We start from the raw sequence: 14,469 nt of genomic DNA on the forward strand, positions 1-14,469 counted from the left end.
TTGATAAACTAGTAGCGATCAGCAGTGCGCATTTGTGAATGTTCAACACGCCCTAATACAAATTAAGAAGAATCAAATTAAAACGCTGTCTTGCGCGCTGGTAGCGCATTTAAAAACTCATTACGTGCTTGGTTATCATGTACATATTCGCCAAGCATAGCCGTGCTACGAGTCGTAGAGTGCTGCTTATTGACACCGCGCATCATCATACACATGTGTGAGGCATCCATAACCACTGCCACCCCGCGGCAGCCAGTCACATCCATAATAGCCTGTGCCACTTGCTCGCTGAGGTTTTCTTGAATTTGCAGGCGACGCGCAAACACATCTACAATCCGCGCAAACTTTGATAACCCTAACACTTGTCCGTTAGGCAGATAGCCGATATGCGCAAGGCCATGAAAAGGCAGCATATGGTGCTCACATAGAGAATAAAACTCTATATTCTGAACCAACACCAGCTCCCGGTTACTCGATGGAAATACCGCATCGTTGACGACATCGGCTAAATTTTGATGATAGCCTTGGGTCAGGTGAGCAAAAGCCTTTGCTGCCCGCATAGGCGTATCTTGTAAGCCTGGACGTTCTAGGTCTTCACCAGTCGACTCTATCAGTTGACGATAAGATTCGATGGTTTCTTGATAGTTTGATGCTAGAGTTGAGTCATTACTCATAATTTTGACAGCCATCCAAAATGTGGGTATCGCTTAACGCTAAAGTCTCTCGCGCCCAAGACAGTTTATGTTGGGCGGCTGAGGATTTATGAAGAAAGTGCAAGCTTGGAAGGGTTGTGATTATACTTGAAATCAGCGCAACTTCATACCGCTGTCGATTGCGCTAGCAGTATTTAAGTTTACGACTGTTTACTTAAATTGATTCGTGTATAATGAGAACCTGTAGATTTAGATAATTATAACTGCTTTATAAGGACCCATTATGTTACTTCAAGGCCAACGTTTTGTCGTTACTGGTATTGCCAGCAAACTCTCTATTGCTTGGGCTATCGCTGAGGCACTACACCGCGAAGGTGCTTCATTAATTCTGACTTACCCTAATGACAAAATCAAAAAACGCGTCGATATGGCTGCTGAGAAGTTTGAAGCAGATTTAGTCCTTGAATGCGATGTCGCCTCTGACGACTCTATCGCTGCTTGCTTTGAGCAAGTGACAAACCATTGGGGCGATGGTATCGATGGGGTGGTACATGCTATTGGCTTTGCCCCTATGGAGCAATTAGATGGCGATTTTGTTAGCGCTACCACCCGCGAGGGCAGCCAAATCGCTCATGATATCTCAAGCTATAGCTTTGTGGCTCTAGCTAAGGCCGCCCGCGAATTATTAGCGATGCGTCACGGTTCCATGTTGACGCTAACTTATGAAGGCAGCATCTCAGTACTACCCAATTACAATGTCATGGGCATGGCAAAAGCCAGCTTAGAGGCGAGCGTGCGCTATCTAGCAACATCGATGGGCGCTGAGGGTATTCGGGTCAATGCTATCTCAGCAGGGCCTATCCGTACACTTGCTGCTAGTGGCATCAAGTCTTTTCGTAAGATGCTCGATATCAGCGAAAAAATCGCACCTTTACAGCGCAACATCAATCAGATGGAAGTTGGTAATGCTGCGTTATTTTTACTGTCTCCTTGGGCATCGGGTATCACTGGCGAGATTATGTTCGTGGATGCAGGTTTCAACACCGTCGCAATCAGCGAGCAGCTGATGATGCTAGATGAAGCGGATAAATAACGTAGATTACTACTGGTTCATTACTCTTAGCGCTAGAGTGTCGTCCTAAATAGCTAGCCCCAAAAAGCTATTATAGTGCTGGTTATCTTATATTAAGGCAGCGAATAGGCTGCCTTTTTTTGTGGGCAGTGTTTAGTGTATGATGAGCTGTTTTGAATCAGCGCGTAGGCGAGAGCTATGATAACTAAACTACCGAAATGGATACTCTGGGGCGGGGCGGTGCTAGCGTTCAGTGCTGGCAGCGTCAACAGTGTGGCGCTTATGGGTTTTACCAATTTATCCGTGTCGCATGTGACGGGTAATGTAAGTTTATTCTCGGCGGCCATCGCGCATTTTGATGGTCCTAGTGTCTTATTCATTGGCGCTTCTTTAATCGCTTTTTTGATAGGCGCGGTGTTAAGCGGCTTTATCATCGGACAAAACTCTTTAAAATTAGGCCGGCGATACGGACGCGCGCTATATTTAGAAGCACTCCTGTTAATAGCGAGCTACTGGCTCTATCAGCAGCATGCCTATCTAGGTCAGCTCACTGCGGCAATGGCTTGCGGATTACAAAATGCCATGGTAGCGACTTATAGCGGCGCGGTGATTCGTACCACGCATCTGACGGGACTGACCTCAGATATGGGCGCGGCTATCGGTAATTGGCTGGCAGGACGCGCTATTAGTAAGCCCACTTTAGGCTTTCAGGCCATTATTTGGTATTGCTTTTGTGGCGGCGGGGTAGTCGGGGCTTTTTTATTTGCTAGAGTTGATTATGCCGCCTTTATCGTTCCTATTGTTATCGTCTTAGCAGCAGCATTTATATATAACCAATCCTTAGATCAGCTACCTGAGAGACGTCCTCCTGCTTTGTAAAATTTGTCTCGCTTGCATACAGAGCATACCATCTACTCACTAAAAAGCGCCTATCAATATGATAAGCGCTTTTTAATTTTGATAGTCTATTAGCAATTTTATAAGCGATGTAAGTTTAGTAGCTATAATCAGTACCTATAAAAAGCTAAATTTTTAACTGTTTTATTCATTCTCATCTTCATGATCTTCATGCTCATGCATACCTTGCATCATATCGAGAGCTGAATCGTCAGTACGTTGTTGATCCTTTTCAGATAGGCCATCTTGATTAATATCGTTAGGTGCCATCTTGGTTGTTGCATCAGTTGTATCACGATTTGACATAAAGTACTCCTAGTTAGTGTTGTTCCATATTTATTTATAGTATCCAAAATAGTATGGTTCAAGCAATAAGATATGTACACGGTATAACTGCATAACTTTCGTGACTGAGTGTAACATTTCTCTCTACACTGCCGACACTGCTGAGACAGTACCTCTTTGAATAGAGCTCATTTAATAAGTGCTGCAGTCTTTTAGCCAATAGGAGCTATAATCAGGCAGGTTAAAAATCATCAGCAATATTCACCCACACCCAGCCGTTCTCCAGCCACTCCATTAAGTCATCGGGATCGATGTCTGCAACATCATCCGCCTGCAAAGCTTCACCATCTGCCAAGCGCTGCAATGTCTGTTTGGCAATAGTATCTAGACCATCTAGGCGTTGACCATTAGCGTAAAGGATGAGTTCACCGGCATGTTTATGATAGAGCAGCCGATTGCTGTAATCTGCTTGCAAGGTCGCGCCTTCCGTTATGGCTTGCATGAGCTCATCGGTCGTTAGAGTTTCCTCAGGTACGAGCGCGTCATATTGACGCTTGCTGACGACCTCAGATACCGCCTGACGAATGATATCGTCACCACGCTCAGACTGTAGCATGTGCAAGAGCTGCTCTTTGATCGCACTGATACTCTCTGATTGCAATGCGCCAGATGCCTGTAGTGCTTGCGGCAATAGCAGCGGAATAAACAAATCGCTATCGTTGGTGGCGATATCCGCTAGGCTATCGATAATTTGCATCAAATTTGGACGACGGCAGCCAAAAGAGAAAGTCAGACAATCATCTTGCGCCACGCCGAAATGCGAGAGTTTGGGCGGCACATAAAGCACGTCACCCGCTTCTAATATCTCATCAAAGATGATGTCGCCCATATCATCAAACAGTCTTATCGGCTCATCTGTGACAAACTCTGTATTCTTATCACAGTATTTACCTAGCTGCCAACGGCGAGAGCCATAGCCTTGCGCCAAAAACACATCATAATCATCATAGTGCTTGCCGACCGAGCCGCCTTTAGGCGCGTAAGAGACCATAATATCATCACGCTGCCACTGCGGAATATAGTCAAACGCTTGCCACAATTGCCCAAGCTCAGGCGACCATTGCTCAAGGTTTTGCACAAGGACTGTCCACTGCGCTGGCAGGTTGTCAAAGTCGGTTTCGCTTAAGGGGCTTTTTTTGAGTTGCCACTGCGGCTCATCGACAGGCTTAGTTGCCGCTTGAGTGAGCAGGCGGGCAGAGGCCTCTTCTTCAAGCGCTAGGCCGAGCATATCTTCTGGCTCAAACATACCGATTAGTTGCGGCAGACCTTGCTTGATCAGCAATGGCTTTTTTTGCCAATACTCGTTTAAGAATTGCTCAGGGGTCATATTATCAGGTAAACAAAGGGGTATAGCGCTCATTGGTAAATCCATATAAAAATTAGGAAAAATTAATAGTCAGGATGACTTTATAGGAGAGTTTTAATCGTTTATGATGACTTTTCGATAGCTTAATACAAAGACTATCGGCTTATCTTAAAATTATAGGAAGTTTATGAAAAAGTTGCATTTCATCGTCATTATCGCCAGCGTATTTGTCCTACAAGCTTGTGTCCACAAAATTGTCACTGTACCTGCCAAAGTTGCTTATAAAACCACCAAAGGCGTAGTCAAAGGCACGGTCGCGGTCGGCAAGGCTATCATACCAGGCGACAGTGATGACGATGATGATAAAAAGGATAAAAAATAAAACCTTACTTATCACCTATGAGTTTTTAAGATCATCATAGCATGCAAAGTAAGGTTGTTTTTTTATAGACTTAGGCGAATGTATAGCCAGTTTGAACAAATAGAGATGAGGTAATTGTGCCTTATCTCTATTGCTTTAAGGTATTCAATTCACCTTAGCAAACTTTAAAGCTTTGCTATCCAGTCTTGAATAGCGCGTGCTTGCTCAGCAGCGTTACCCGTATAAGTAGCTGGCGTCAGCTCGCGCAGGCTTGCTTTGTCGCTATCTGAGACAGCAGCCAACTCATCGCTCTCTACAAAGGTGAGCATGGCTTCGCGAGTCATGGCATTACCGCGAGTCAAGGCTTTGAGCTTCTCGTATGGGTTTTCGACACGGTAACGGCGCATGACCGTTTGGATCGGCTCGGCAAGTACCTCTTGCGCTTGCTCCAAGTCATCATTTAAACGCTGATGATTGACTTCTAATTTGCCTACACCTTTTAGGCATGCATCATAAGCAATCATACTTTGCGCCAGGCCGACACCGATATTACGCAGGACGGTAGAATCTGACAAATCACGCTGCATACGCGAGATAGGCAGCTTTTCCCCTAAGTGCGCTAGCATGGCATTGGCCACGCCCAAGTTGCCTTCTGAGTTTTCAAAGTCAATCGGGTTGACCTTGTGCGGCATGGTAGATGAACCGACTTCACCGTCTTTTAGGCGCTGCTTAAAATAGCCTAAGCTAATATATTGCCAAATGTCACGGTTAAAATCGATTAATATAGTATTAAAACGTTTGACCACATCAAACAATTCAGCGATATAATCATGTGGCTCAATTTGAGTCGTATAAGGATTAAACGTCAGCTCTAAGCTTTGATTGATAAACTGCTCAGCATGACTTTGCCAGTTGACTTCTGGATAGGCTGATAGGTGAGCATTGTAGTTACCGACTGCGCCATTGATTTTACCGAGTAGCTCAACCTGACCGATTTGCTTAATTTGACGAGCTAAGCGATAAGCGACATTGGCCATCTCTTTACCTAGCGTCGTTGGGCTAGCAGTTTGACCGTGCGTGCGTGACAGCATGGGCTGATCAGCGTGAGTAATCGCCAAGTCAACGATGCTATCGGTCACTTGCTGCATTTTAGCAACCACAAGCTCGCGGCTGTCTTTGAGCATAAGCGCATAAGACAAATTGTTAATATCTTCACTGGTACAAGCAAAATGGATAAACTCCAAGCTATCTTCTAGCTGCTGATTGCCGCGAAACTTATCTTTGATAAAGTACTCAACCGCTTTGACGTCGTGATTAGTCGTCGCCTCAATATCTTTAATCGCCTGCGCGTCACTTTCACTAAAATCATCAACGATACTATTCAAAAAGGCATTGGTATCTGCATCAAACGCTGCCAACTCACCGATGGCGCTGTTGTCCGCCAATGACTGTAACCAGCGAATTTCGACGGTGACGCGCGCTTTAATAAGACCAAACTCAGAAAGATAAGGACGTAAGCTGTCAGCTTTTGAAGCATAACGGCCATCGATTGGGGAGAGAGCGGTAAGTGGGGTCATGGTATCGCCTTTGAGTGAACAGAAAGTGAATGACTGCTTACGACAGCAGTAAATTTTGGTGGCGCAATTATAGCAAAAACTGATGCAAAAAAGGAGTGTCAGCGATATTTCCCACGAATTAATAGTACGTCAAAGACAGATATCAACGTCAATAGATTTGGGAGAAATTGAATAGAGAGAGGAGTCAAAAACGATTGAGGATCATAATCCAAACGCGAACGGACGACATGACAAGCGGAGCAGTAACGGTTACTACTGCCGCTTGTCAAAAATTAAATGCTATCTAAAAACCGCAAGGCGCATCAATAGACTCAATCACGCCGCCACCCAAACAAACCTCATCGATATAAAACACCGCAGACTGACCCGGCGTCACTGCGCGCTGCGGCTCATCAAAAACAACCTTGACCTCAAGGCCTTGCTCATCGATAGCAAAAACTGTGCAGGCTTGATCGGGTTGACGATAGCGTGTCTTTGCCATACAGCTTAAACCTTCGCTAGTAAAAACAGCTTTGGGTGCAGCACCATCGACCCAATCCATTTTATAAGCTTGCAGCTCATTACTCATCAGCATAGGATGCTCGTGACCTTGACCAACGATTAGCTGGTTTTTCTCTAAATCTTTAGCAAGGACAAACCAAGGCTCCTCAGGGCGGTCTTTGACTCCGCCGATACCGATACCGCCGCGCTGACCTAAGGTGTAGTACATTAGCCCATCATGCTGACCGATAACATGTCCATCGTCAGTGATGATATCGCCTTTTTGGGCAGGCAAGTACTGCTGCAAAAAGTCCTTAAAGCGGCGCTCACCAATGAAGCAAATACCGGTTGAGTCTTTTTTCTTCGCGGTCACTAAATCATGCTCTTCTGCGATGCGGCGTACTTCAGGCTTCTCTAACTCTCCGACTGGGAATAAAGTCTTGGCTATCTTGTCGCCGCCAACGGCATGTAAGAAGTAGCTTTGGTCTTTATTATTATCAAGACCGCGCAATAGCTGCGCTACCTCCATACCCGCGCTATTTTTATAATTTACGCTGCGGCGCGTGTAATGACCGGTAGCGATATAATCAGCGCCAAGACCAAATTTTGGATCAGAGGCATAGTCCAAAAACGCCTTAAACTTAATTTCTTTGTTGCACAAAATATCAGGGTTAGGGGTGCGTCCGGCTTTATATTCAGCTAAAAAATGTTCGAACACGCGATCCCAGTATTCCATTGCAAAGTTGGCAGTGTGCAATTTGATACCGATTTTGTCACAAACGGCTTGCGCATCTGCCAGATCATCCATTGCCGTGCAGTACTCAGTGCCGTCGTCCTCTTCCCAGTTTTTCATAAACAGTCCTTCAACGATAAAGCCTGCTTGCTGCAGAAGTACGGCTGATACCGAAGAGTCCACACCGCCTGACATACCAACGATGACCCGCTTCGTGTTTGGGCTATCGATGTCGGCTAAGTTTAGAGGGCGATGGTGAGTGATCGTAGTAGCTTGACTGGATAAATTTTGCGTGGCTGATGTAACTGGCATAACGGAGCGCTCAACAATTTGTGATAACATAGGCGCTATATTATAGCATTGAATTAAAAATCAATGCTTATCAAGCTAATTTCTAGTTTTAAAAATAGCTTAGATGCTTTCATAAAAGTTTCGCTTATGTTGAATAAAATTTTGGATGAACAATGATAAAAATTGGTCAAGGTATTGACGTTCATGCTTTTCATAACAATGGTGAACAGCAACAATATGTCATATTAGCTGGCGTGCCGATTGAGCACACCCATAGCTTGCTGGCGCACTCAGACGGTGATGTGGTGCTACACGCACTTGCTGACGCGCTACTGGGCGCTCTGGCGCTCGGCGATATCGGGCAGCACTTCCCTGATACTGATGCCGCGCATGCTGGCTTGGACTCGCGAGTGTTACTGCGCTATGTGTATAGGAAAATAGTCGACGCCGGCTACAAAATTGGTAATGCTGATATTACCGTGATGTGTGAGCGCCCTAAGCTTGCTCCCCACAATCAAGCGATGCGCGCCAACATCGCCAGTGATTTGCAAACCGATATCAGTAATGTCAGCATAAAAGCCACGACTACTGAAAAGCTAGGATTCGCCGGTCGTCAAGAGGGCATTATGGCAAGTGCTGTCGTCCTTTTATTGGCTGATAAGTCCTAATCATTAGTGGCTTTGATAGTGACCCTTAATAAGCCATTGTTAAAGATCTAGAATAAGTCCTCAAAATGGCTTGCAATAAAGTTATCTCTACCCCATGTAGCACACAACGCTAAGCAAAATTTTTAATAACCCTGCTATTTTAATCACTCTACTAATAGGATAGGAGCTTTTATGAGCGAGCAAACCCCAAATACCGCTGCTAATGATGTCGAACAATTGATTCGCGATCAAATTCGTGACAATAAAGTACTCATTTATATGAAAGGCACGCCGCAGTTTCCGCAGTGTGGATTTTCCGCGCGCTCTATTGAAGTATTAACGCAAATCGGCCGTCCGTTTGCTTTTGTTAATATCTTAGAGAACCCTGAGATTCGCGCGACCTTGCCAAAAGTAGCGAATTGGCCTACTTTCCCGCAATTATGGATTGATGGCGAGCTGATGGGCGGCTCAGATATCATTCTACAAATGTATCAATCAGGCGAATTGAAGCCACTAGTCGAAGCTAATAGCCCTGCCGCTTAATTTATAGACAAGGCTGTATGGATCCCATATAAGCTTTGAGTAAATACTCAAAATAATAATCAGCCTTAGTTAAAGCCTGAGTCAGCCAATAGCTGCTGACTCAGGCTTTGTTGTTTTCGGCGTATTTATCCCCATATACGGCTGCATAATCAAATAAACAATAAGAGGGTATTATGACCAATCAAACCAATACGCAAGCCTATGAAGATGCCGCTTTAGAAAAACGCCGCGAGCATCTTAAGAATGAATCAACGCTCATTATCGAGATGGCCAATAACGAGGACTTCTCAGCGCTTAGATGTATTCATCAGCTCAGCGTCGCTGGCGGGGCGACAGAAGGTACTTATACCGCAATCGAGCAGCGTATCGTTGCTGATCAAGATGCGGCGGGGGCTTATCATCTAGCGCTTTTGGCACAGAATACGCCAGATCTGCCCGTTGATGCTCGTCAGCTTATCGAGATTGTCGTCAATAAAGGCGATAATGAGCAGCGTTTGGCCTTATTGAAGAACCTGCCACTACCGCCTGTTGAGCTCATCAAAGAGCAAATACTAGCTAGCGATGATGGCGAAGCGATTGGACAGATGAATGCTTATTTGCAAATTAACCCAGAAGGTCATGGCAGTCAGCATATGCTGGTCAGTGGTAATTCCGATCAAATTGTACCGCTAAGCGAGGGCAAAAATATAAAGTTTGATTAATGCAGCTCACTAATAACGGCTAAAAATTGTTATAATGAGCACCAATGTCAACTCTCTAGCCATTTTTTAAATCACTGAATACGATAGATGTTGATGTCCTTATTTTTGGGTCGATATCTATCAAGCGAGGCACAAATGCAATACCCAAAATATTACGACGTAGTCGTCATCGGCGGCGGTCATGCGGGGACCGAAGCCGCTCTAGCAGCAGCGCGTATGGGTGCGCAGACCTTGCTATTGACGCACAATATCGAGACCTTAGGCCAGATGAGCTGTAACCCTGCTATCGGCGGTATCGGAAAATCGCACTTAGTGCGTGAGATTGATGCGTTAGGCGGTGCTATGGCTTTGGCGACCGACAAGGCAGGCATTCAGTTTCGAGTGCTAAACAGTCGTAAGGGCGCAGCAGTACGGGCCACGCGCGCGCAAGCGGATCGTATTCTTTATAAAGCGGCTATTCGTCATACGCTTGAGAATCAGCCTAATCTTGATCTGTTTCAGCAAGGTGCAGATGATATCTTAGTCGAGAATGGTCGCGCGACTGCTGTTGTCACCTCGACCGGTATTATTTTTAAAACCCAGACGGTTATCTTGACTTCAGGGACTTTTTTAGGCGGCGTCATACATATTGGCCTTGAGAACTCCAAGGGCGGACGCGCGGGAGATCAGCCCTCAATTAAGCTTGCTGATCGTCTGCGCGAGCTAAAGCTACCTGTCGGCCGCTTGAAGACAGGCACGCCTGCGCGTATCGATGCGCGCACGGTGGACTTTAGCGTTATGACCGTACAGCCTGGTGATACGCCATTGCCAGTGATGAGCTATATGGGTAATGTAGATATGCATCCTGAGCAAGTCAATTGTTATATTACTCATACTAATGCGCGTACTCATGACATCATTCGTGAGAGTCTAGATCGCTCGCCGATGTTCTCAGGTAAGATTGAAGGCGTGGGCCCACGTTACTGTCCGTCGATTGAGGACAAGATCCACCGCTTCGCTGATAAAGACAGTCATCAAATCTTTATTGAGCCTGAAGGTCTCACTACTCATGAGCTTTATCCTAATGGTATCTCCACCAGCTTGCCTTTCGATGTGCAGTTAGAGTTTATCCATAGTATGAAAGGCCTTGAGAACGCACATATTACCCGCCCTGGCTATGCCATTGAGTATGATTATTTTGATCCGCAAAACCTCAAACCAACGCTTGAAACTAAGTCGATTGATGGGCTTTATTTTGCCGGTCAGATCAATGGCACGACAGGCTACGAAGAGGCAGGGGTGCAAGGCTTATTAGCAGGTACTAATGCTGCACTAGAGACCACGAATAATAGCGAGTATGACACGTGGACGCCGCGCCGTGACGAGGCGTATCTAGGTGTGCTCGTCGATGATCTCATCACTCATGGCACCACTGAGCCGTATCGAATGTTTACTAGTCGTGCTGAGTATCGTCTGCTGCTACGTGAGGATAACGCTGATCAGCGCTTGACTGAGACCGGTCGCAAATTAGGTCTCGTTGATGATAGCCGCTGGCAAGCTTATGAGCAAAAGATGGAATCGATAGCTAGTGAGTCCGCGCGTCTCAAAGACATGTGGGCGACGCCAGTCAATGACTTAGGTAAGCAAGTCGCCGCGCAAACGGGTGAGGTGCTATCAAAAGAAGCGACCGCTTATGATTTGCTCAAGCGTCCGCAGATTAACTTTGCCGATATCGCTGCGATTACTGATTCCAAAGTCGATAACCAAGTGGGTGAACAGATTGAGATTTCAGTCAAGTATGCCGGCTATATCGATCGTCAGCGCGATGATATTGAGCAAATGAAGCGTTTGGAGAATACCGCGCTACCACTCGATTTTGATTATAGTATCGTCTCTGGTCTGTCGAATGAAATTGTACAAAAACTCAGTAAAGTACGTCCAGCTACGCTCGCACAAGCGGGGCGTATTAGCGGGGTTACCCCTGCCGCGATTCAACTGCTAGCGATGACAGTCAAAAAGCAGAAAAAAGCCAAGTCGGCACTGGAGTCGTAAGTTTTATACTATTGATGAGGCTGTAGACAGGTTTTATCTAAAACATGAGTTAACGTTTTATTGACGTGAGTCACTTATGATCGCTGCGGTTATTTTTGCTATTACTATCGTACTGCCCAACCTCTTTTTGATGGGGTTGGGTTTTTTCATGAAAAAACGCGGACAAGTGAGCCAAGCGTTTATCGATCAAGCCTCTTATTTTGTTTTTAATTACTGTCTGCCAGCTTTATTGTTTTTTAGTGTGGTCGATAGCGAGGTTGACTATGCTAAGCAAATCACCTTAATAACGGCAGGAATTGTTACCACCTTTATTTTGTTTCTTGGTAGCGAGATTTACGCTAAGCGCTTTATAGCCGATAGCGCTGATCAAGGGGTGTTTGTCCAAGGTATCTTTCGCAGCAACATGGCGATTATCGGTCTTGCTACCGTCGCCAACGCTTATGGTGATATCGGCCTCAGTATCGGCGCGGTCTATATGGGCATCGTCACTATTCTCTTTAATATCCTAGCGGTGATTACGCTTAGCCGAGTGTCTAAAAGCTTAGATGATACCCGTCTAAGCCGTAGCCTAATGGTAATAAAAAAGGTATTTACCAATCCGCTTATCTTAGCGCTACTGGCGGCTTTTACTTATAAAGCATTACCACTGCCGCCTGTGCCCTCAGTCATTCATCATACTGGTGATTTACTCGCAGCAGTGGCGCTGCCTCTCGCTCTACTTTGTGCGGGCGCAAGTATCAACCTAAAAGCGATGCTCAGTCTGTCAGGCTTATCGATGCAAGCGAGTATAGGCCGTATTGTGATTGCGCCGCTACTGGCTATCGCTATCGGTTTGGCATTTGGTTTAACGGGCGTGCATATGGGGGTGCTGTTCTTGATGGTCGCATCGCCAACGGCAGCGGCAAGCTATGTGATGGTCAAAGCGATGGGCGGTAATGACATTTTAGCTGCCAATATTTTGGCGTTTACCACGGTGGTGAGTCTATTTGGTATGGCGCTAGGCGCGGCGGTATTGCGTGCTTTAGGATTGATGTAATTAGTATTGATGTAACTAGTATTGATGTAAAAAGTGAGGTGAGCTTAGGCTTAGTGTATTTAAAGATAAGAGGTGCTGAGGTATTGTCACTAACTTTAACCGTGTTAACCAAAGACACATGGCGTTTTGCAGCGTCTTTTTTTTATAATAAAAAAATAATATAAGTAAAGGAGTCTGCCATGCCATACGATAAACTATCTGATCTACCTGATAATGTAAAAGACAATTTACCTAAGCATGCCCAAGAGATTTTTCAAGCGGCGTTTAATAGTGCAAGCGAGCAATATGAAGATGAGTCGCGTCAGTTTGCTACCGCGTGGGCGGCGGTTGAAAACGTCTATCATAAAAATGACGATGGGAAATGGGTCAAAAAGCCTGATCATAAATAGCCAAAGAGGCTACTCATTAGCTTAAGATTTTAACTTAAAGTTCTACTGTCCTGAACAATAAACACCAGCCATAATAACTATGGCTGGTGTTTTGCTGATATGAAGTTGTATTTTTAATAAACCTGATGACTTATCTTATTTATTCAGCAGGCTGGACATCAAATTTAAATACCCAAGAGGTGGCTTTGGTGGTGGTAGCATCAGGATAATTAATCTGTGTCAGACGCATGCGCGCATAACTATCACCACTGTTTGAGCGGATCAGCGCGCCTTGAGCTATGTCATCAGGTTTTGCACTGAGTTGATGAGTCATGCCATTATAAGTGTACCAGCCAAAATCGAGGTTTGGATAAGTGCCGGTGTAGCCCGGGTTTAGATCTGAGCTGTCGCTATCCACCATCCAGCTGCCTGCTGATTTTGGCGTATCAAAGTCTGTGACATTCAATAGATTGGCAAGGCTTTGCTCTTTATTGTCAGTCATGAACTTAGCTTTGATAGGCTCGTCTTTATCATCATAGTAGCCGTCTGGAGTATTGGCGACAAAACCACCGACCTTACCGGTACCGGACGCGCCGCCATTGAGTTTGACACTGTCACGCCTAAATGCCACCTGCCACTGTTTTGTAGCATCATCAACGATGTTACCCGTTTTTAGATTCAGATAAGTCCACTCCGTGTTGCTAGTGGCGTCAATGGTCTTGGTTTTGACTTGATCGGCGCGCGGCATTGCGGTATCAATCCAGCGCACGGTTGGGTGGCCAGATACTCCAGCTTCATTGTAGTAGTTGATAATCTGCATGGCATAAATAGGCTGCTGCACACTGCTGGCAGTGGCCGGATCGGTATGGTCTGTTGTGATAAGGTACACGCGGTTATTAGGATATAGCTTATGATTTTCTGCAATATTATAAGCGTACCATGAGTGACTATCAAAAATACCGCCACTGTTATCTTCGTTATAATGGTGCGTGATGTCACTACCGGTTTTTGGGTCTTGCATACCGTTGTTATAAGCGCTTAGCTCTGACCAATCCATCAATCCAAACACGCCGCCATCACCGTCGCCTGAGCTGCCACTGTTTGACCAAAGACTGACCCCGCGTTGTTGATTATCAAATTTAACGTCCCACGTGGCGCTACTACAGTCCACCTCGCTATCACTGTCAAAATCAAAACAAGTCTGCATATTAGGGTTGAGACTCGCGCCACTGATCGTCCATTCAGCGCTTTGACTAAAGCTCGCCGTAGCCGTGGGTGGTGCCGTAGTTGAACCGCCACTACTACTGTTATCGCTATCACTACCGCAGCCGGTTAGCGCAACTAATATGGCGGCACTGAGTGCGCCTAAGGCAGATGTTTTGGTCAGGCGTAAATAAGATGACATAAAAAGCTCCTGTTGAATAAAAC

15 protein-coding genes are annotated in these 14,469 nt (G+C 45.6%); 9 read left to right on the plus strand and 6 right to left on the minus strand.

What is annotated here, in order from left to right; genetic code table 11:
• Window positions 1–77: 77 nt before the first annotated feature.
• Window positions 78–674, minus strand: a complete 597-nt coding sequence (gene folE, locus I3248_RS02050) for a GTP cyclohydrolase I FolE (protein WP_025646854.1) — start codon at window positions 672–674, stop codon at window positions 78–80.
• A 262-nt stretch (window positions 675–936) separates the two neighbouring features.
• On the opposite strand from folE, the gene I3248_RS02055 reads away from it, so the two are divergent.
• Window positions 937–1,746: an enoyl-ACP reductase gene (locus I3248_RS02055; protein ID WP_025646855.1), complete on the plus strand. Its 810-nt coding sequence runs from the start codon at window positions 937–939 to the stop codon at window positions 1,744–1,746.
• Window positions 1,747–1,923: 177 nt separating this feature from the next.
• Window positions 1,924–2,604, plus strand: a complete 681-nt coding sequence (locus tag I3248_RS02060; RefSeq protein ID WP_025646856.1) for a YoaK family protein — start codon at window positions 1,924–1,926, stop codon at window positions 2,602–2,604.
• A gap of 162 nt (window positions 2,605–2,766) precedes the next feature.
• Here I3248_RS02060 and I3248_RS02065 read toward each other — a convergent pair whose 3' ends face one another.
• Together I3248_RS02065 and I3248_RS02070 are read right to left on the minus strand one after the other, a co-directional pair.
• Window positions 2,767–2,928, minus strand: a complete 162-nt coding sequence (locus I3248_RS02065) for a hypothetical protein (protein ID WP_238062354.1) — start codon at window positions 2,926–2,928, stop codon at window positions 2,767–2,769.
• A 220-nt stretch (window positions 2,929–3,148) separates the two neighbouring features.
• Window positions 3,149–4,327, minus strand: a complete 1,179-nt coding sequence (locus tag I3248_RS02070; protein WP_238062355.1) for a cupin domain-containing protein — start codon at window positions 4,325–4,327, stop codon at window positions 3,149–3,151.
• A gap of 133 nt (window positions 4,328–4,460) precedes the next feature.
• Here I3248_RS02070 and I3248_RS02075 point away from each other — a divergent pair, with 133 nt between their 5' ends.
• A complete protein-coding gene (locus I3248_RS02075) occupies window positions 4,461–4,655 on the plus strand; it encodes an NF038104 family lipoprotein (protein WP_100749484.1) in 195 nt (64 codons plus the stop codon).
• Window positions 4,656–4,819: 164 nt separating this feature from the next.
• Here the strand turns inward: I3248_RS02075 and purB are convergent, their stop codons facing one another.
• Window positions 4,820–6,211 carry an adenylosuccinate lyase gene (purB, locus tag I3248_RS02080; protein ID WP_238062356.1) on the minus strand — a complete coding sequence of 464 codons (1,392 nt, stop codon included), beginning with the start codon at window positions 6,209–6,211 and terminating at the stop codon, window positions 4,820–4,822.
• Window positions 6,212–6,494: 283 nt separating this feature from the next.
• Complete coding sequence (gene mnmA / locus I3248_RS02085) at window positions 6,495–7,736, minus strand: tRNA 2-thiouridine(34) synthase MnmA (RefSeq protein WP_269117127.1); 1,242 nt, start codon at window positions 7,734–7,736, stop codon at window positions 6,495–6,497.
• Window positions 7,737–7,888: 152 nt separating this feature from the next.
• Between mnmA and ispF the strand changes: the two genes are divergently transcribed.
• The 6 genes from ispF (at window position 7,889) to I3248_RS02115 (ending at window position 13,062) form a co-directional block, all read left to right on the plus strand.
• On the plus strand, window positions 7,889–8,383 hold the full coding sequence (gene ispF / locus I3248_RS02090) for a 2-C-methyl-D-erythritol 2,4-cyclodiphosphate synthase (protein ID WP_238062357.1): 495 nt from the start codon (window positions 7,889–7,891) through the stop codon (window positions 8,381–8,383).
• 171 nt (window positions 8,384–8,554) lie between these two features.
• Window positions 8,555–8,905, plus strand: coding sequence for a Grx4 family monothiol glutaredoxin (gene grxD, locus I3248_RS02095; RefSeq protein ID WP_025646862.1), 351 nt, complete (start codon window positions 8,555–8,557; stop codon window positions 8,903–8,905).
• Between the two features lie 173 nt (window positions 8,906–9,078).
• Complete coding sequence (locus I3248_RS02100) at window positions 9,079–9,606, plus strand: hypothetical protein (RefSeq protein WP_238062358.1); 528 nt, start codon at window positions 9,079–9,081, stop codon at window positions 9,604–9,606.
• Window positions 9,607–9,741: 135 nt separating this feature from the next.
• Complete coding sequence (mnmG, locus tag I3248_RS02105) at window positions 9,742–11,637, plus strand: tRNA uridine-5-carboxymethylaminomethyl(34) synthesis enzyme MnmG (protein WP_238062359.1); 1,896 nt, start codon at window positions 9,742–9,744, stop codon at window positions 11,635–11,637.
• A gap of 76 nt (window positions 11,638–11,713) precedes the next feature.
• Window positions 11,714–12,673, plus strand: a complete 960-nt coding sequence (locus I3248_RS02110; RefSeq protein ID WP_238062360.1) for an AEC family transporter — start codon at window positions 11,714–11,716, stop codon at window positions 12,671–12,673.
• Window positions 12,674–12,852: 179 nt separating this feature from the next.
• Window positions 12,853–13,062 carry a ChaB family protein gene (locus tag I3248_RS02115; protein ID WP_238062361.1) on the plus strand — a complete coding sequence of 70 codons (210 nt, stop codon included), beginning with the start codon at window positions 12,853–12,855 and terminating at the stop codon, window positions 13,060–13,062.
• Between the two features lie 139 nt (window positions 13,063–13,201).
• On the opposite strand, the gene I3248_RS02120 is transcribed toward I3248_RS02115, so the two are convergent.
• On the minus strand, window positions 13,202–14,446 hold the full coding sequence (locus I3248_RS02120; protein WP_238062362.1) for an HmuY family protein: 1,245 nt from the start codon (window positions 14,444–14,446) through the stop codon (window positions 13,202–13,204).
• Window positions 14,447–14,469 lie beyond the last annotated feature (23 nt).

The sequence above is a fragment of the Psychrobacter sp. Ps3 genome, from assembly GCF_022129275.1.
In the GTDB taxonomy this organism is placed as follows: Bacteria; Pseudomonadota; Gammaproteobacteria; order Pseudomonadales; family Moraxellaceae; genus Psychrobacter; species Psychrobacter submarinus.

Bases quoted from the DNA above. Each gene is read 5' to 3' on its own strand.
- I3248_RS02060 (WP_025646856.1), top strand. From the start codon at position 1,924: ATGATAACTAAACTACCGAAATGGATACTCTGGGGCGGGGCGGTGCTA.
- I3248_RS02065 (WP_238062354.1), bottom strand. From the start codon at position 2,928: ATGTCAAATCGTGATACAACTGATGCAACAACCAAGATGGCACCTAAC.
- mnmG (WP_238062359.1), top strand. From the start codon at position 9,742: ATGCAATACCCAAAATATTACGACGTAGTCGTCATCGGCGGCGGTCAT.
- I3248_RS02075 (WP_100749484.1), top strand. From the start codon at position 4,461: ATGAAAAAGTTGCATTTCATCGTCATTATCGCCAGCGTATTTGTCCTA.
- purB (WP_238062356.1), bottom strand. From the start codon at position 6,211: ATGACCCCACTTACCGCTCTCTCCCCAATCGATGGCCGTTATGCTTCA.
- I3248_RS02100 (WP_238062358.1), top strand. From the start codon at position 9,079: ATGACCAATCAAACCAATACGCAAGCCTATGAAGATGCCGCTTTAGAA.
- I3248_RS02115 (WP_238062361.1), top strand. From the start codon at position 12,853: ATGCCATACGATAAACTATCTGATCTACCTGATAATGTAAAAGACAAT.
- I3248_RS02055 (WP_025646855.1), top strand. From the start codon at position 937: ATGTTACTTCAAGGCCAACGTTTTGTCGTTACTGGTATTGCCAGCAAA.
- I3248_RS02110 (WP_238062360.1), top strand. From the start codon at position 11,714: ATGATCGCTGCGGTTATTTTTGCTATTACTATCGTACTGCCCAACCTC.
- ispF (WP_238062357.1), top strand. From the start codon at position 7,889: ATGATAAAAATTGGTCAAGGTATTGACGTTCATGCTTTTCATAACAAT.
- folE (WP_025646854.1), bottom strand. From the start codon at position 674: ATGAGTAATGACTCAACTCTAGCATCAAACTATCAAGAAACCATCGAA.
- grxD (WP_025646862.1), top strand. From the start codon at position 8,555: ATGAGCGAGCAAACCCCAAATACCGCTGCTAATGATGTCGAACAATTG.
- I3248_RS02070 (WP_238062355.1), bottom strand. From the start codon at position 4,327: ATGAGCGCTATACCCCTTTGTTTACCTGATAATATGACCCCTGAGCAA.
- mnmA (WP_269117127.1), bottom strand. From the start codon at position 7,736: ATGCCAGTTACATCAGCCACGCAAAATTTATCCAGTCAAGCTACTACG.
- I3248_RS02120 (WP_238062362.1), bottom strand. From the start codon at position 14,446: ATGTCATCTTATTTACGCCTGACCAAAACATCTGCCTTAGGCGCACTC.